Raw genomic sequence first — 16,618 nt, forward strand, 5'->3', positions numbered from 1 at the left:
GGCGCGCCTTCCCCCCCTGCGGGGCGGGCGGCCCCGGTGGGGAGCAGGCGCGCCATTCAAGCCCCTGCGGCGATTGAGCAGCGGGGTCCGGGGCGGAGCCCCGAGGCGTGGGGTCGACGGCCTGCGCCATCCGGCCCCGCGCAATCAGTCACGGCCCGCGCGCAACCTCGCGTAGGCGAACCCCAGCGCCCCGTGCAGCAGGAGCAGCGCCCCGGCGGCGGTCCAGCCGCCACTGCGCCGCCGCAGGCCGTGCACGGTGAGCGGCAGCCCGGCCGCGAGCTGGGCGGCTGCGACCACCCGCGCCCGGGGGCCGCGCAGCCAGGGGCCGATGCCCGTGGCCTCCACGACATCGAGCTCGGCGTGCACGGCGTCCCGCCAGCCCGACCAGCTGACCTGCTGCGCGTCCGACTGGATCCGCGCGACCTCGCGCAGCCGGTCGGCGGGTTCGCCGGGGGTCAGCCCTGCGGGGAGGGCGAGTCCGGTGCGGGTGAGGACCGCGAGCAGGCCCAGCATGCGGGCGCGCGCGTCGGCCGCGCTGTCGCCCGTTTCGGGCTTCGCGAGCGCTTCGAGGGCCTGGAGGTCGAGTACGGGATCCAGGCCCAGGCGCGCCGCGAAGGTACGCAGGGCCTCGGCCTCGCCGACCGGGGTGCCGTTCGCCAGCCACTCATAGCCCACGGGGCGGCGAAACCCGGAGGCCAGCGTGAATCCGCTGCGGTCGGCGTCCCACCACAGCGCGAGCACCGGCCAGGTCGCGCCGACGGCGAGCGCGCCCGCCCAGCCGCCGAGCACTCGGTCGACGGGTTCGCCGCCGCCGTCCTCCATGGACAGCCACGGCTTCGCCTCGGGCACGAGGACGCTCCACTCCCGTCCGGCGCGGGTGAGCAGCATCCGCTCGCGCAGCAGCTGGGCGGCGGGCCCGACGACGGACGGTTCGGCGCGGCAGAGCAGCAGCGCACCGGCGGGTTCGAGGGACAACATGGCCCCACGCTAGGGCAAGTCGGTGCATTACCGCAGTAATTGGACGGCCCATCGAGCGTCGGGGCACGGACTTCCGCGACAGTCTCGACTGGCCTTGACTTTCCCCATCCGCGATATATCGTGTTTGACAGAGGACGCGATATGGCGCGTTCACTCCTGGCCGTCGAGGAGGTCGCACCATGCCCGAGTGGTCCGTCACAGAGCCGCGGAAGCTCGTCTTCGACGAGCCGGTGTCAGCCCTGCATGTACGCATCGTGAGCGGCGCGGTGAATGTGGTGGGGACGGCCGAGGGCCGGGCCCGCCTGGAAGTCTCGGAGATCGACGGGCCGCCGCTGCGCGTGACGCAGTCGGACGGCACCCTCACCGTCGCGTACGACGACCTGCCCTGGAAGGGCTTCCTCAAGTGGCTCGACCGCAAGGGCTGGCACCGCAGCGCGGTCGTCTCGCTCGCGGTGCCGGCGGACACGCGGGTCGAGGTCGGCGTGGTCGGCGCCGGCGCCGTGGTCTCGGGCACGGAGGGGCCCACGGAGGTGAAGGGCGTCACCGGTGACACGACACTCGTCGGCGTCACGGGCCCGGTGCGCACCAGCACGGTGTCGGGCGGCGTCGAGGCGCAGGCGGTCACGGGCGACCTCCGGTTCAACTCGGTGTCCGGGGACCTGACCGTCGTGGACGGCTCGGGCTCCTTCGTGAAGGCGGACACGGTGAGCGGGTCGATCATCGTGGACCTGGACCCCGCGGGGCCCACGGACGTGAGCCTGACGAGCGTCTCCGGCGAGATCGCCATCCGCATCCCGCACCCGGCGGACACGGAGGTGGAGGCGAACACGGCGAGCGGAGCGGTGTCGAACGCCTTCGAGGATCTGCGGGTCGCGGGCGCCTGGGGCGCACACAAGATCACCGGCCGCCTGGGCGCGGGCACCGGCAAACTGAAGGCGACGACGGTCTCCGGCTCGATCGCCCTCCTCCGCAGGCCCCCTTCGGAGGACGCAACACATCAACCGGAACCGCCGGCCACTTCGGAACCACAAGACGCTCCGGATCCCCAGGACACCGACCCCGCCGACAAGAAGGTGCTCTGACATGCCCCCCGTCTTCGCCCACGGCCGCCTGCGCCTCTACCTGTTGAAGCTGCTCGACGAGGCGCCGCGGCACGGGTACGAGGTGATCCGCCTCCTCGAAGAGCGCTTCCAGGGCCTGTACGCACCCTCGGCCGGCACGGTCTACCCGCGCCTCGCCAAACTGGAGACCGAGGGCCTGGTCACCCACACCACGGAGGGCGGCCGCAAGGTCTACGCGATCACCGATGCGGGCCGGGCCGAACTGGCCGACCGCAGCGGCGAGTTGGCCGATCTCGAGCTGGAGATCCGGGAGTCCGTGGCCGAGCTGGCGGCGGAGATCAGGGACGACGTGCGGGGTGCGGCGGGCGATCTGCGCCGCGAGATGCGTGCCGCCGCGTCCCGGGCCCGCGCAGGAACCGGTCCCGGTGACTTCACGGACAAGGAAGCCTGGCACGCCACCAAGGAAGAGGTGCGGCGCGCCAAGCACGAGTGGAAGGAGCAGGCGCGGCGCGCGAAGGACGAGAGCCGCCGGGCCCGCGAGGAGGCCCAGCGGGCGCGCCGCCAGGCCAAGGAGTCGCAGGAGCAGGTGCGCGCGCAGGCGGCGGAGGACTTCCAGCGGATGGCCAAGCGCGTCCAGGAGCAGGTGCAGGACCACTTCACGCGCGGCGACTGGCCGACGGGGGTGCGCGAGGGCCTCACCGAACTGGCCAGGGAGTTCGGCGAGTTCGGCAAGTCCTGGAGCAAGGACGCCGGGCACAGCGCGCCGCCCGACCCCCAGTACCGCCCGCCGAGCGACGAGGTGCCCGCGGAGTACGTTCCCTCCTGGGCCTCCGAGGCCTCCAGCGGCGACCCGGCGCGCGACCTGGACCGCCTCCTGGACCGCTTCCGCGACGACATCCGCGATGCCGCCCGCGACCGGGGGGTCACGGAGGACCAGCTCGGCGACGCGAGGCGTCGCTTGGCGCAGGCGGCGGCCCACATCGGAGCGAGTCTCCGGTCACCGGGTGAGTGACCTCGGCCGCCCGCGCCTCAGACGTCGGCGGGGATTGAAAGGATCGGGGCTCCGCCCCGCACCCCGCCGCTCAATCGCCGCAGGGGCTTGATGTGCCCACCCGCCGCGGGCCGGATCGGCTGCGGTCGACGCCGCCGCCTTGGGCGGCAGGGTGGGCAGGGCGGCACCCCGGCAGGGCTCACCCCGCCACCGCCTCCCCGCCCCCGTACAGCACTCGCTCCACCCCCGCCACAGTCACTCCGTGCTCTGCCAAGACCTCGGAGGCGATGCTCGGGCGGGAGGTGAGGGCGAGGAGGAGGTGCTCGTCGGCGATGGCGCGGTCGTGGTGGGCGAGGGCGATGCGCAGCGAGGATTCGAGCACGCCCTTGGCCTCACGCGTGAGCGGACGCCGTCCGCCGACCCGACGCCCGCCGGTCAACACGCCCTCTCCATGGGCCTGTTCGGCCCGCGCGACGATCTCTTCCACGTCGATGCCGATCCCCGCGAGCGCCTCCGTGTCGGCCCGCGTGAGCCCCGCCCGGCGCCGCACCCCCGTAAGCGCCCGCCCGATCGACGCCCGCCGCTCCTCCGTGTCCGCACCGAGCGCGCCGAGCGCGAACGCGCCGCGCGTTCCGCTGCCGTCGAGGAGCGCGAGCAGCATGTGCCCCTCGTCGACGCGCTCCGCCCGCTCCCGCTCGGCATGAGCGAGAGCCCCCTTCACCACGTCCCGGGCGCCCTGGGTGAACCTTTCGAACATCGCTCATCGCCTCCCGTACTTCTTGTGCACGGCCTGCCGGCTGACCCCGAGTTCGGCCGCGATCTCCTGCCACGACCAGCCCTGGTTGCGCGCACTGCGCACCTGTACCGCTTCCAGCTGCTCGAGCAGCCGCCGCAGCGCGGCGACCGCCCGCAGCCCGACCCGTGGATCGCGGGCCCCCGCCTGCTCGGCGAGATCCGTCGCATCAGTCATGTTGTCAATGTAGGTTGACGCAAGGGTCGACGTCAACCACAGTTGACATCGGGGTACAGACGCGGGCACAGAAGAGGGGCGCCCGGCAGGTCCGCCGGTACGCCCCTCCCCGCGTCGCGTCAGACGCTCAGCACGACCTTGCCGAACAGCTCGCCACCGGCCATCTTCTGGAAGCCCTCACGGGCCCGGTCCAGCGGCAGCACCTCGTCGATCACCGGCCGGACCCCCGTGGCGGCACAGAAGGACAGCAGGTCCTCCAGCTCGTCCTTGGCGCCCATGGTGGAGCCGACGACCTTGAGCTCGAGGAAGAAGATCCGGTTCAGCTCCGCGGCGGGCGGGTTCGGCCCACTCGTCGCTCCCGAGATGACCAGCGTCCCGCCCGGCTTCAGGGACTTGACGGAGTGCGACCAGGTCGCGGCGCCCACCGTCTCGATCACGGCGTCCACCCGCTGGGAGAGCCGCGCACCCGTCTCCACGGCCTCCACGGCGCCCAGCTCCAGGGCCCGCTTGCGCTTCGCCTCGTCGCGGCTGGTCGCGAAGACCCGCAGCCCCGCCGCCTTGCCGAGCACGATCGCGGCCGTCGCTACCCCGCCGCCCGCGCCCTGCACGAGGACCGAGTCACCGGGACGTACGCCCGCGTTGGTGAAGAGCATGCGGTACGCGGTGAGCCACGCGGTCGGCAGGCAGGCGGCCTCCTCGAAGGAGAGTTCCTTCGGCTTGCGCAGCACGTTCCACTCGGGCACCGTCACCTGCTCGGCGAAGGTGCCCTGGTACTTCTCGGTGAGGATGGAGCGCTTCTCGCGCGGCCCGACCCCGTATCCGGTCTGGCCGATGACGGAGTGCAGGACGACCTCGTTGCCCTCGCTGTCGATTCCGGCGGCGTCGCAGCCGAGGATCATCGGAAGGGACTCCTCCCCCAGGCCGACCCCGCGCAGCGACCACAGATCGTGGTGGTTGAGGGAGGCGGCTCTGACGTTCACGGTGGTCCAGCCGGGCCGGTTCTCGGGGGCGGGCCGCTCCCCCAACTCCAGGCCGTTCAACGGCTGGTCACGGTCGATTCGGGCTGCGTAGGCGGCGAACATGACCTTGACGATAGGCGTCCCGCCAGGGCCGGGGAACCTCCGCCACCTGTGACACGCGTCCCGTAGTCGCGGATACGGGAAAGGCCCCGCCAGAGGCGGGGCCTTTCCCGAACAAGCCGAGCGAACCCAGCGAACAAACCGAACGAGCCGAAACTACCGGCGCGCCACGCCCTCCGCCCGAGCGGCAGCGGCAACCGCCGCGGTGACGGCCGGCGCCACCCGCTCGTCGAACGGCGACGGGATCACGTACTCGGCGGACAGCTCGTCGCCGACGACCGAGGCCAGCGCCTCGGCCGCCGCGATCTTCATCGTCTCGGTGATCCGGGAGGCCCGGACCTGGAGCGCGCCGGCGAAGATGCCGGGGAACGCGAGCACGTTGTTGATCTGGTTCGGGAAGTCCGAACGCCCGGTCGCCACGACAGCCGCGTACTTGTGGGCGATGTCGGGGTGCACCTCGGGGTTCGGGTTGGCCATCGCGAACACGAAGGCGCCCTTCGCCATGGAGGCGACCGCGGGCTCGGGGACCGTACCGCCCGAGACACCGATGTAGACATCGGCGCCCGCGAGGGCGTCCTCCAGCGAACCGGACAGGCCCGACTTGTTGGTGATGTCGGCCAGCTCGCGCTTGACCTCCGTGAGGTCCTCGCGGTCCCGGCTGACGATGCCCTTGCGGTCCGTGACCGCGACGTCGCCGAGACCCGCCTCGAGGAGAAACTTCGCGATCGCGACGCCCGCCGCACCGGCGCCGGAGATCACGGCGCGCAGTTCGCCGAGCGTGCGGCCGCTGAGCCGGGCCGCGTTCTTCAGAGCGGCCAGCGTCACGACGGCGGTGCCGTGCTGGTCGTCGTGGAAGACCGGGATGTCGAGGCGCTCCTGGAGCTTCTTCTCGATCTCGAAGCAGCGCGGGGCCGAGATGTCCTCGAGGTTCACGCCGCCGAAGGACGGGGCGAGACGCACGACGGTGTCGATGATCTCGTCCACGTCGTTCGTCGACAGCGCGAGCGGCACCGCGTCCACGCCGCCGAACTGCTTGAAGAGAATGGCCTTGCCCTCCATCACCGGGAGGGACGCCTCGGGGCCGATGTCACCGAGTCCGAGGACGGCCGAGCCGTCCGTCACGACGGCCACGACGCTCGACTTCCACGTGTAGTCGTGGACGAGCTCCGGCTGCTCGGCGATCGCGCTGCACACCTTCGCGACGCCGGGCGTGTACGCCAGGGACAGGTCGTCCTTGTCGCGGACCGGCACGGTGGCCTGCACGGCCATCTTGCCGCCACGGTGCAGCGCGAAAGCCGGATCGAAGGGCTCGTCGGAGCCCTCGTTGCCGGTACTCGCGTCGCTGCGAGGGTTGACGATCTCCGCTGCCACTTTGCTGACCCCTTAAGTCATGTGTTGCACAGGTTGAGGGTGGTTCCGTCCCTGATTGAGGGACGGGCGGGCACCGCGCACGCGCCGGACGGTCCTGTTGTGGGCCGCCCTGTGGGCGCCTTGCGCGACGGACGCGCCGCACGCGCGCCCTGAGCCCCGGATGAGGGGTGTAAAGAACCTTCTTACCTGACGGGCGGTGTCGGCGACGAGCCCGCCTGTGATCGATCACGCCTCGGTGACATGACTCATAGCCGAATATATGGACAAGTCCACGGGGTGATCGCGCAAAAGGAGAGAAGTCCGCCCGAATGGTGAGACAGCGGGCGGCCCGCCGGAGGATCTCCGGTGGCGAGGCGGAAGTTCCGCAGATGCTGCACCGTCCATGCACCCAGAAACCGGGGGTGGTTGGCCCTCTTCGCCCACCCGTTATCCGATTTTGACATGGCTGACCTCCTGAATCAGCAAGTCCGAATGGCAAGATGCCTCATCACACGAGGTCGCGACACTCGAAGGTGTGTGTGCCAAGGCGACCAGCACGGGCAACTCCCACACCCCGCCGGAGGAACCAACCATGACCGCAAGCACCACTCAGCGCACGACCGCGAAGTCCGCGAAGTCCCGGATAGCCGCGGTCGGCGCGATCGCGGTCGCCGGCGCTCTGCTGCTGACCGGCTGCGGTGACCAGACGAAGTCCGACGACAGCACCAAGTCGGGCGCCAAGTCCGCGCCGCTGGCGGACAAGCTGCCGAAGGAGATCCGCGACAAGGGCGTCATCCGGGTCGGCTCCGACATCGCGTACGCGCCCGTCGAGTTCAAGGACAAGTCGGGCAAGGCGATCGGCATCGACCCCGACCTCGCGAAGGCGATGGGCAAGCAGCTCGGCGTGAAGTTCGAGTTCCAGAACGCCACGTTCGACACCCTGGTCACGGGCCTGAAGTCGAACCGCTACGACCTCGCCATGTCGGCCATGACCGACACCAAGGACCGTCAGAACGGCGTCGACTCCGACACCGGCAAGAAGGTCGGCGACGGCGTCGACTTCGTCGACTACTTCAACGCGGGCGTCTCGATCTACACCCCGAAGGGCAAGACCCAGTCCATCAAGACCTGGGACGACCTCTGCGGCAAGAAGATCGTCGTGCAGCGCGGCACGGTCTCCCACGACCTCGCCAAGTCGCAGGCCAAGAAGTGCCCCTCCGGCAAGAAGCTCGGCATCCAGGCCTTCGACGACGACCAACAGGCCCAGACCCGGCTGCGCTCCGGCGGCGCCGACGCCGGCTCCTCCGACTTCCCGGTCGCCGCGTACGCGGTGAAGACCTCGGGCGGCGGCAAGGACTTCCAGCTGGTCGGCGACCAGGTCGAGGCCGCCCCGTACGGCATCGCGGTCTCCAAGGACCAGAAGCAGCTGCGTGACGCGATCAAGGCCGCCCTTGACGCGACCATCAAGAACGGCGAGTACGACAAGGTCATCGCCAAGTGGGGCGTCGAGGCGGGTGCCATGAAGTCGGCGACCCTCAACGGCGGCAAGTGACCGCGCAGCGCGCACTGTTGAAGTCGTTGAAAGGCAACATCCGTGTCTGTTGACATAGACAAGACGGGCGGCGGCCCCCAGAACACGCCGCCGCCCGCGGCCGGGCCTGCCGCCATCAAGGCGATCCCGGTGCGGCATTACGGGCGGTATCTCTCGGCGGTCATCGCCATCGCCCTGCTGGCCCTGATCGTGTACGCGTTCGCACAGGGCAAGATCAACTGGGGTGCCATCCCCGACTACTTCTTCGACGACCGGATCGTCACCGGCGCCGGGAAGACGCTGCTCCTGACGGTCATCTCGATGGTGATCGGCATCGTCGGCGGCATCGTGCTCGCCGTCATGCGCCTGTCGAAGAACCCGGTGACCAGCTCCATCGCCTGGTTCTACATCTGGTTCTTCCGCGGCACCCCGGTCCTGGTCCAGCTGTTCGTCTGGTTCAACCTGGGCCTGGTATTCGAGTACATCAACCTCGGGCCGATCTACAAGGACTACTGGTCGTCCTTCATGACGCCGTTCCTGACGGCGCTGCTCGGCTTCGGTCTCAACGAGGCCGCGTACATGGCTGAGATCTGCCGCGCCGGCCTGCAGTCGGTCGACGAGGGGCAGACGGAGGCCTCGCACGCGCTCGGCATGAGCCACGCGAAGACGCTGCGCCGGGTGATCATCCCGCAGGCGATGCGCGTGATCGTGCCGCCCACGGGCAACGAGGTCATCAACATGCTGAAGACGACCTCGCTGGTGTCCGCCGTGCAGTTCCCCGATCTGTTCCGGGCCGCACAGGACATCGGCCAGCAGTCCGGATCGCCGGTCGAGATGTACTTCCTGGCCGCCGCCTGGTACCTGGTCATGACGTCGATCCTCAGCATCGGCCAGTACTACATCGAGCGCCACTACGCCCGCGGCACCAGCCGCCAACTGTCGGCCACGCCCTGGCAGAAGGTGCGCGGCAGTCTGTTCTCCCTGGGCCGCCCGAACGGAGGCATGGCATGACCGAGCAGCACGCCATGGTCAAGGCCGAACAGGTCCACAAGTCCTTCGGTCACCTGGAGGTCCTCAAGGGCATCGACCTCGAGGTCAAGCAGGGCGAGGTCTTCTGCCTCGTCGGCCCCTCCGGCTCCGGTAAGTCGACGTTCCTGCGCTGCATCAACCACCTGGAGAAGGTCAACGCCGGCCGGCTCTACGTAGACGGCCACCTGGTCGGCTACCGCCAGCAGGGCGACAAGCTGTACGAACTGCGGGACCGGGAAGTCGCCCTGCAGCGCCGCGACATCGGAATGGTGTTCCAGCGCTTCAACCTGTTCCCGCACATGACGGCTCTTGAGAACGTCATGGAGGCGCCGGTCCAGGTCAAGAAGCAGTCGAGGTCCGACGCGCGCAAGCGGGCCCAGGAGCTGCTCGACCGCGTCGGCCTCTCCGACAAGTCGGGCAGTTACCCCTCGCAGCTCTCCGGCGGCCAGCAGCAGCGCGTCGCGATCGCCCGTGCGCTCGCGATGGACCCGAAGCTGATGCTGTTCGACGAGCCGACGTCCGCGCTCGACCCCGAGCTGGTCGGCGAGGTCCTCGACGTCATGCGCGACCTCGCGGAGTCCGGCATGACGATGATCGTCGTCACGCACGAGATGGGCTTCGCCCGCGAGGTCGGCGACAGCCTCGTCTTCATGGACGACGGCGTCGTCGTCGAATCCGGCGCCCCCCGCGAGGTCCTCACCAACCCCCAACAGGAACGCACCCAATCGTTCCTGTCGAAGGTCCTGTAGGCATTTAGAGCCCCTGCGGCGATTGAGCAGGCCTTTCAAGCCCAACAACTGCGCACCATTCAAGCCCCTGCGGCGATTGAGCAGCGGGGTCCGGGGCAGAGCCCCGCGACCTCGCCGCCGTCGCCGCGGGGGCTTACTTCACGGCGAGCACCATCGAGTCCGACGGCGAGGCCCACACGACCCTCGCCTCCCCGAACCCACCCGCGCGGAGCGCCTCCGCATGCCACACCGCCGACGGCATATCCCCATCCGCATGCTCCCCATAAATCTCGAACCGCTCGGCGGTCGGCCCGGCGAGCACCGGATCCGCGGCGGCGAGCTGCCACCACTCGGCCCAGCCCACCGCCCCGTCCCCCTTGGCGGCGGCCATCCGCTCATGCCGCAGCACCCGCTCCGCCGCATTGATCCGCGGCGTCGCCTGGTCGATCATGTGGTCCGCGTTCATGAAGACGCCGCCGTCGCGGACGAGCCCGGCGACCTGACCGTAGAGCGTCGCGAGGGGTTCGGAGTGCAGCCAGTGCAGGGCAGTGGCGGTGAGCACGGCGTCGTACGTCTCATGAGGCAGCGCCTCGGTCCACCCCGGGTCCTTGAGATCCGCGGTCACGAACGCGACCCGCTCGTCCCCCTCGAAGGTCCCGCGCGCGATGGCGAGCAGCGCGGGGTCGAGGTCGACCCCCACACTCGTGGCATCGGGGAACCGGCTGAGCAGCCGGTCCGTGATGCTCCCCGTACCGCACGCGAGGTCGAGCACCCGGGGCGCGGACCCGACGAACGCCTCGACCATGTCGAGCATCACCCGGAACCGCTCCTCGCGGTCCGGCATGAAGTACTCCTGCTGGCGGTCCCAGCTCTCCTGCCACGCCCGCCAGTCGGTGGTACGAGTGTTGGCAACGGTCTCGGACATGAACCCTCCCGTGATCCCCTGTAATACCCTGAACCCGCGAGCGAGCATTACCCTCGCCCGACACGACGATAGAGCGCACCGGTAAGGACTACAAGTGGAACTGGCCTATTACTCGGACTACGCCGTGCGCCTCGTCAACACCGAGGAGCCTCAGCGCGGCAAGGACTCCCTGACGTCGGTGGAGACGGTGCGCGCCCTCTTCGGCGCCAACAAGGAGGCGGCCCGCCGCGCCACGGACGCCGATCTGACCCGCTTCCGGGGCGTACGGGGCCGGCTGCGCGCGGTGTTCGAGGCGGCCGACGGGGGCGACGAGGAACTCGCGGTGAACCTGCTGAACTCACTGCTTCTGGAGTTCCCGGTGAGCCCGCAGATCTCCGGACACAACCACCGCGACGACGACGGCCGCCCGCTGTGGCACCTGCACCTGTCCGACCACCCGTCGAACGCGACGGCCGGCTACGCCGCCATCGCCGCGATGGGCCTCGCCTTCCACCTCACCGAGTACGGCGTCGACCGCCTCGGCCTGTGCGAGGCGCCGCCCTGCCGCAACGCCTACCTGGACACGTCCACCAACCGCTCCCGGCGCTACTGCTCGGACCGCTGCGCGACCCGCGCGAACGTCGCCGCCTACCGGGCCCGCAAGCGCTTGGAGGCCGACCGGTCGGAGAGCACGGGACGTACCGCGGAGAAGACCCAGGACAGCACCGCCGTCACCGAGCGCTGACCCTCGCCCTCGGCCCACGGCCTGCGGCGCCGCAGCCGGCCGCGCACCTTCGCGAGCACCAGCTCGTCCGGCACCACCCCGTACACCGTGCTGTCGCCCCCGGCGCCCGGGTTGTCGCCGAGCACCCACCAGCCGCCCTCGCGCCGCTCGGCGATCCGCTTCACCACCAGCAGATCCTGCTGGAAGGGGTGGCGCAGGACGATCACGTCGCCCGCCCGCACCCGCGCCCCGTGCTGCACCAGCATCCAGTCACCGGGGTACAGCGTCGGGACCATCGAGGGCCCCTCCACCTCGATGATCTGAAACGGCACCTTCGCCTCGCGCATCTCCTCGATCGCCTCGGGCATCAGAAAACCTCCCCGGTTCCCACCGCTGCTCCCGCCGGCCCGTCGGCCCGGTGCCCTTACGGTCCCATCCTCCACCAGTCCCGGTTCTACCCCGGACTTTTGTCCTAAGCCGCCGGGGGCACCCGAGAAAACCCGTTCCGCACGGAGTAATGTCGCACCCGAGAAGACGATCACGAGGAAGGAACAGCTACATGCTTTCCCGCCTGTTCGCCCCCAAGGTGAAGGCCAGCGCTCACTGCGACCTCCCCTGCGGCGTGTACGACCCCGCCCAGGCCCGCATCGAGGCCGAGTCGGTCAAGGCCGTCCAGGAAAAGATGGCCGGCAACGACGACGCGCAGTTCCAGACGCGTGCCATCGGCATCAAGGAGCAGCGCGCCGAGCTCGCGAAGCACCACGTCTCGGTGCTCTGGAGCGACTACTTCAAGCCGCCGCACTTCGAGAAGTACCCGGAGCTGCACCAGCTGGTCAACGACACCCTCAAGGCCCTCTCGGCCGCCAAGGGCTCGTCGGACCCGGCCACGGGCCAGAAGGCTCTGGACTACATCGCCCAGATCGACAAGATCTTCTGGGAGACCAAGAAGGCCTGATCTTCGATCATGCCGTTTGACCTGCGATTTTCCTTGGTCGTTTGGTCTTCCGGTCCGCACCCGGCCCGCAGGCCGCCGAGAACGGCGTCCATGACGGTCCGGGTGCGGTCTTCTTCACCCGGCCACGGGTGCGCGTAGATCCGCAGTGTGATGACGGCGGACGCGTGACCGAGGACGAGTTGGACCTGCTTGCCGCCGGCCCCGCCCGCGATGGGCGCGGAGGCGTAGAAGTGACGCCATTCGGTCTTCCAGCGACGGTAGTTGAGGGGTTCACCCTCCTCCATCGTGAACAGCCCCTCCTGCGCGGGCCGCGCGGCGAGGTGCGCGTCGGTGACGACATCACCGGCCGGACCGTACGCCGTGACTTGCTGGTCTCCGTCATCGCCGACGACTGGGGCGTCGCAGCCCGCGAAGGTCCCGGTGGTGACCACATGCTGACCCCCACCACCACCCGTGCCGCCGAGCCATACGGCCTGTCCGCCGGAGTGATCGCCTCCCTGGCCACGGCCACCTGGCTCGACACCGCCCCGACCGGCTCCACCGTGTGCTGTCTGCTCCTCCGTACCGCAGCCACCCCGCAGCTCGTACGAGACACCCGAGATCGTCGAGCAGCGCATGCGCACCGTCGCGACCTCACTCGGCCTCGGCCCAGCCACAGCACCACCGCCCGACATCGGACCGCGCCTGCGCCGGCTGAGCCGCACCTCGAACACCTCGCCGCCGGCGACACCATCCGCTTCCGCGTCAAGGGCACCGGCGAGACCTGCGACGTCCGCGTGCTGCGCGGCACTGAGTACAGACCTTCGAAGCTCTCCTCGACGGTGAGGGGCCCGCCCACGTCAACCCCGATGCCACGCGCGACGAGCAGCTCATCAACATCCGCACCATCTACGGCCCGGACAAGGAAGTGCTCGGTGCTCTGGCCATTGAGATCACGCGGCCGCAGGGCGATCAGTTGTCGCCTTGCGGCAGCGGGTGTCGCGACGGTGAGGGCGCGTAAGGTCACGCGCCTCGCCTGCGGTCGCCGACGAGCCCGGTCTCGTAAGCGACGATCACGAGCTGGGCACGATCGCGCGCGCCCAGCTTGGCAAGCAGGCGTCCGATGTGAGTCTTGACCGTGGCCAGGCTCAGATGGAGGTGTTCCGCGATCTCCGCATTGGAGAGTCCGCGCGCGATCAGGCCGAGCACCTCCAACTCACGGTCCGTGATTCCGTCCAGTGAGCGGCTCGGCGGCCGCCCCGGCTCGGGGCGGCGGGCGAACTCCGCGATCAGGCGGCGGGTCACGGAGGGGGCGAGTAGGGATTCACCAGCGGCGATGACGACGATGGCCGTGAGGACCTCGGCAGGCGGGGTGTCTTTCAAGAGGAAACCGGCGGCGCCGGCGCGCAGGGCGGCATAGACGTACTCGTCCAGGTCGAACGTGGTGAGGATGAGGACACGGACGCCGGACAAGTCCGGGTGGGAGCTGATGCGGCGGGTCGCCTCAATGCCGTCCAGTTCCGGCATGCGTACGTCCATCAGCACGACATCCGGTCGTTCGCGGCACGCGATGTCCACGGCTTCCGCACCGGTCGCAGCCTCGTCCACCGTGGTCATGTCGGGTGTGTGGTCGACGAGGGCACGGAAGCTGCCACGCACCATCGCTTGGTCGTCGGCGACCAGTACGCGAATCGGGCCGTCGTCTGTCATGTGCGTCGCTCCCCGTCAGCCGGTAGCCGGACGGATACCGCGAAGCCGCCTTCCGGCCGGGACCCCGCCACGAAGGAGCCCCCGTACATCATCACCCGCTCCCGCATTCCGAGGAGGCCGTGCCCACCCGGCAGAGCGCGGTTGAGTCGAGGGTGATCGGCCGGCGGCCCTTCGTCTGCGACGTCGATGCGGATCTCGTGAGGATCCGCATCGATCGCGACCCGGCAGCGGGTGGGCGCGGCGTGCCGAACAGCGTTGGTGACTGCCTCCTGCACGATGCGGTGGATGGTGAGCTGGGTGCCTGCGGCCAGGGCCTCCGCGCCGCAGACGGTCAAGTCGACCTCCACACCGGCCCGTTGAGCCTCGGCGGCGAGCGCATCGAGGTTGCGCAGGCTCGGGGCCGGGCCCAGGGGGGCGCCGTCAGTGCGCAGGACGCCGAGGGTGTGCCGCATCTCGGCCAGTGCTGACCGGCTTGTCTCCTCGATGACCTTGAGAGCGGCCCGGGCCTCCTGCGGGTCGGTCCGCGCGATGTGTCCGGCAACGCCTGCCTTGACGGCGATGAGGCCGAGGTTGTGCGAGACGATGTCGTGCAGTTCCCGAGCGATGCGCAGGCGTTCCTCGTCCAGGGCCCGCTCCGCTCGGCGCTGCTGCTCTCGTACGGACTCGGCCCGGTGGCCGCGCACGATGAAGCCCGCGCCCGAGGCACCACCGATCACCAGCCACACGAGACCGGCCACTCCGACAGCACCGCGCCAGTCCTCGGCAGGGGTGACCACCGCTTCCCCGAGGCAGACGGCGCCGCCGGCCACCGCCAGGGCGCCTACGAGCGCGGCCACGGATCGGCGGGCGGGCTCTGCCAGGCCGACCAGATAGGTGGCCAGACCGGCCGCGGTGTACGGCTCGCGGGTGATGTCCAACAGCGAGGCGCCGACCAGCGCGGCGAGGACGATTCCCAGGACCGGGAGCGGCCACCGGCGGCGTACGGCGATCGGCAGACCGACCGCGACAGCGATCAGCCAACCGAGCCACGGCGGACCGCTGTACCCGGGCTGGCCGTCGTCGGAGGTCATCCGGGCGAAGCTGACGTACAAGGCGGTGAGGGCCAGTGCAACGGCCAGGTCGAGGACGCAGAGATGGCGACCGCCCGTTGGCTTCATGGCCCGACGGTATCTGTACGGGTCCACTCAACCCGCCTGCCCGAGGAACACCATCAGTGCGAGCATCACCACGGTCAGCGTCACCCAGCTCAGCACCGCCGCTCGGCGCGGGCGGGGGCTCTCCCGCAGCAGCGCGAGGCCGAGTGGCACGAGCCCGGCGCAGAGCCCGGCGAGAGCCACCAGCGACAGCGGGGTGGTGCCCTTGAGGACGCCGAGGGGCAGTGCTGCCGTCAGTCCGAGCGCGCAGGCCCGCACCGGCCCGAGCGTGCGGGTGCGCCAGGCACCCAAGGCAAGGACGATCCAGCCCCCGAGGACGGCGAAGTTCAGCGTGGCGAAGATGTGGAAGGCGCCGTACCCGTCGGAGACCATCTGAGTGGTGGCCGCCGCGCCCTGCGAGCGCACGAGCTGGAACGCCAAGTGGTCCACCCCGGCATGGAAGGCGCGCGCGAACAGGCCGAAGATGACCAAAGCTCCGCCCCACAGTGCCCATCCAGGGCTCCGGGCACCGATCCGGGCGGCGAGGGTGACCACGGCGGGCCACAGGAGCAGGCTGCCCGCTGCGAAGAAGCCGTAGGCGGCGGCCATCATGGTGGGATGCCGTTCGTACGCGGCGAGCTGGTCGGGGTAGAAGAAGTGGAAGGGAGACCGCAACAAAGCGCCGGTCAGCATCAGGAGCGGGCCGAGCACCAGGGCTGCGCCGCCCAACCAGCGCCCAGGGAAGCCACCCGCCTCCAGCCGCTCCACCGGCAGGGCCGTGCGCAGACGGGCGCCCATTGCGGCAGCCGAAGTGGTTGTCGGGACTGTCGGGTTCGTCATGCCTTCGACGATGCCTGGCCGTTCCCTCCAGGGCATCGGACCAGAGCCTGGACCGCCGGGTCAGACCTGGGTATGACGGCCGTAACGGTTCCGCTTGCTCTTGAAGCACCCTCCAGTCCGCACACAGCCCGAAAGACACCCGCCAAAGCCCGTCGCACCCCATCGCCACCAATCACGAAAAGGCCAGGTCAGCACCCCTCAGGTAAGATCCCCGCAGATCACCGACCCGGCCCATTACCAGGAGACCAAGAGGGCCTGACCCAGGCCTTGTTCACATCAACGACCGGCGGGCGGTGCACCCCCGCGGGTCCGTGAACCTGAAGGGGGCCCGTCCGAGCGGGAGCGCCGCTCGGACGGGCCCCCTTCGCATTCGCATCACCATCAGGAGCCCCGCCATCTCTCCGCCCCCGCGTCCACTACGCCACCGATCCCGCGGAGAGCCACAGTGGCCGAACCTTTGCCCAGTTCGCCACCCTCCAGGGTGAAGGTGTAGGGCAACCTCGCTGCAGCCGCACGCAACCACGCTAAAGTCACCTTGTCCGACAGTGGAGTTGCCGGACCTACCGCCGGACGGGCGGGAAGTCAGGCCTGCGGAGGCCGTGTAAGACCGCCCCTTACCGGTCGGCAGTGGCCCATGAAACAGGAACCCAAGGTGG

General features: G+C 70.0%; 17 protein-coding genes and 2 pseudogenes. 8 read left to right on the plus strand and 11 right to left on the minus strand.

Going from position 1 to position 16,618, the window contains the following annotated elements; all coding sequences use genetic code 11:
• Positions 1 to 144: 144 nt before the first annotated feature.
• Positions 145 to 978: a hypothetical protein gene (locus tag ABT004_RS27775; RefSeq protein WP_351342135.1), complete on the minus strand. Its 834-nt coding sequence runs from the start codon at positions 976 to 978 to the stop codon at positions 145 to 147.
• Between the two features lie 179 nt (positions 979 to 1,157).
• Between ABT004_RS27775 and ABT004_RS27780 the strand changes: the two genes are divergently transcribed.
• Both ABT004_RS27780 and ABT004_RS27785 read left to right on the plus strand, forming a co-directional pair.
• The gene (locus ABT004_RS27780) at positions 1,158 to 2,060 is read left to right on the plus strand and encodes a DUF4097 family beta strand repeat-containing protein (protein WP_351342137.1); all 903 of its coding nucleotides are present in this window, start codon (positions 1,158 to 1,160) and stop codon (positions 2,058 to 2,060) included.
• Between the two features lies 1 nt (position 2,061).
• Complete coding sequence (locus tag ABT004_RS27785; protein ID WP_351342139.1) at positions 2,062 to 3,051, plus strand: PadR family transcriptional regulator; 990 nt, start codon at positions 2,062 to 2,064, stop codon at positions 3,049 to 3,051.
• Between the two features lie 178 nt (positions 3,052 to 3,229).
• Here ABT004_RS27785 and ABT004_RS27790 read toward each other — a convergent pair whose 3' ends face one another.
• The 4 genes from ABT004_RS27790 to ABT004_RS27805 all read right to left on the minus strand — a co-directional run bounded on the left by ABT004_RS27790 (position 3,230) and on the right by ABT004_RS27805 (position 6,450).
• A complete protein-coding gene (locus ABT004_RS27790; protein WP_351342141.1) occupies positions 3,230 to 3,787 on the minus strand; it encodes a Clp protease N-terminal domain-containing protein in 558 nt (185 codons plus the stop codon).
• Positions 3,788 to 3,790: 3 nt separating this feature from the next.
• Positions 3,791 to 4,000 carry a helix-turn-helix domain-containing protein gene (locus tag ABT004_RS27795; protein WP_267069270.1) on the minus strand — a complete coding sequence of 70 codons (210 nt, stop codon included), beginning with the start codon at positions 3,998 to 4,000 and terminating at the stop codon, positions 3,791 to 3,793.
• A gap of 119 nt (positions 4,001 to 4,119) precedes the next feature.
• Entirely contained in the window at positions 4,120 to 5,082 is a 963-nt protein-coding gene (locus ABT004_RS27800; RefSeq protein ID WP_351342143.1) for a zinc-binding dehydrogenase, read from the minus strand.
• Positions 5,083 to 5,235: 153 nt separating this feature from the next.
• Positions 5,236 to 6,450, minus strand: a complete 1,215-nt coding sequence (locus tag ABT004_RS27805; protein ID WP_351342145.1) for an NAD(P)-dependent malic enzyme — start codon at positions 6,448 to 6,450, stop codon at positions 5,236 to 5,238.
• A gap of 571 nt (positions 6,451 to 7,021) precedes the next feature.
• Here ABT004_RS27805 and ABT004_RS27810 point away from each other — a divergent pair.
• The 3 genes from ABT004_RS27810 to ABT004_RS27820 are packed head-to-tail and all read left to right on the plus strand — an operon-like array spanning position 7,022 to position 9,738.
• Positions 7,022 to 7,981 carry an ABC transporter substrate-binding protein gene (locus tag ABT004_RS27810; protein ID WP_351342147.1) on the plus strand — a complete coding sequence of 320 codons (960 nt, stop codon included), beginning with the start codon at positions 7,022 to 7,024 and terminating at the stop codon, positions 7,979 to 7,981.
• Positions 7,982 to 8,023: 42 nt separating this feature from the next.
• A complete protein-coding gene (locus tag ABT004_RS27815) occupies positions 8,024 to 8,971 on the plus strand; it encodes an amino acid ABC transporter permease (protein ID WP_351342149.1) in 948 nt (315 codons plus the stop codon).
• Between the two features lie 14 nt (positions 8,972 to 8,985).
• Positions 8,986 to 9,738, plus strand: a complete 753-nt coding sequence (locus ABT004_RS27820) for an amino acid ABC transporter ATP-binding protein (protein WP_351342183.1) — start codon at positions 8,986 to 8,988, stop codon at positions 9,736 to 9,738.
• Positions 9,739 to 9,871: 133 nt separating this feature from the next.
• On the opposite strand, the gene ABT004_RS27825 is transcribed toward ABT004_RS27820, so the two are convergent.
• On the minus strand, positions 9,872 to 10,642 hold the full coding sequence (locus ABT004_RS27825) for a class I SAM-dependent methyltransferase (RefSeq protein ID WP_351342150.1): 771 nt from the start codon (positions 10,640 to 10,642) through the stop codon (positions 9,872 to 9,874).
• 94 nt (positions 10,643 to 10,736) lie between these two features.
• On the opposite strand from ABT004_RS27825, the gene ABT004_RS27830 reads away from it, so the two are divergent.
• Positions 10,737 to 11,366 (plus strand): CGNR zinc finger domain-containing protein, encoded by a 630-nt coding sequence (locus ABT004_RS27830; protein WP_351342152.1) that lies wholly within the window; start codon positions 10,737 to 10,739, stop codon positions 11,364 to 11,366.
• On the opposite strand, the gene sodX is transcribed toward ABT004_RS27830, so the two are convergent.
• Complete coding sequence (gene sodX / locus ABT004_RS27835) at positions 11,270 to 11,713, minus strand: nickel-type superoxide dismutase maturation protease (protein WP_351342154.1); 444 nt, start codon at positions 11,711 to 11,713, stop codon at positions 11,270 to 11,272. The genes ABT004_RS27830 and sodX overlap by 97 nt on opposite strands.
• Before the next feature lie 191 nt (positions 11,714 to 11,904).
• On the opposite strand from sodX, the gene sodN reads away from it, so the two are divergent.
• The gene (sodN, locus tag ABT004_RS27840; protein WP_351342156.1) at positions 11,905 to 12,300 is read left to right on the plus strand and encodes a superoxide dismutase, Ni; all 396 of its coding nucleotides are present in this window, start codon (positions 11,905 to 11,907) and stop codon (positions 12,298 to 12,300) included.
• A gap of 7 nt (positions 12,301 to 12,307) precedes the next feature.
• Here the strand turns inward: sodN and ABT004_RS27845 are convergent.
• Positions 12,308 to 12,676, minus strand: a pseudogene (locus ABT004_RS27845) (tyrosine-type recombinase/integrase); the annotation flags it as partial.
• Between the two features lie 322 nt (positions 12,677 to 12,998).
• On the opposite strand from ABT004_RS27845, the pseudogene ABT004_RS27850 reads away from it, so the two are divergent.
• Positions 12,999 to 13,300 (plus strand): annotated as a pseudogene (locus ABT004_RS27850) (hypothetical protein); the annotation flags it as partial.
• Positions 13,301 to 13,302: 2 nt separating this feature from the next.
• Here the strand turns inward: ABT004_RS27850 and ABT004_RS27855 are convergent.
• The 3 genes from ABT004_RS27855 to ABT004_RS27865 are packed head-to-tail and all read right to left on the minus strand — an operon-like array spanning position 13,303 to position 15,962.
• Positions 13,303 to 13,989: a response regulator gene (locus ABT004_RS27855; RefSeq protein WP_351342158.1), complete on the minus strand. Its 687-nt coding sequence runs from the start codon at positions 13,987 to 13,989 to the stop codon at positions 13,303 to 13,305.
• Positions 13,986 to 15,146 (minus strand): sensor histidine kinase, encoded by a 1,161-nt coding sequence (locus ABT004_RS27860; RefSeq protein ID WP_351342160.1) that lies wholly within the window; start codon positions 15,144 to 15,146, stop codon positions 13,986 to 13,988. The genes ABT004_RS27855 and ABT004_RS27860 overlap by 4 nt, the downstream gene beginning before the upstream one ends.
• A 27-nt stretch (positions 15,147 to 15,173) precedes the next feature.
• Complete coding sequence (locus tag ABT004_RS27865) at positions 15,174 to 15,962, minus strand: hypothetical protein (protein WP_351342162.1); 789 nt, start codon at positions 15,960 to 15,962, stop codon at positions 15,174 to 15,176.
• Between the last annotated feature and the right edge of the window lie 656 nt (positions 15,963 to 16,618).

It is taken from the genome of Streptomyces sp. NPDC002790 (genome assembly GCF_040295505.1).
Taxonomy (GTDB): domain Bacteria; phylum Actinomycetota; class Actinomycetes; order Streptomycetales; family Streptomycetaceae; genus Streptomyces.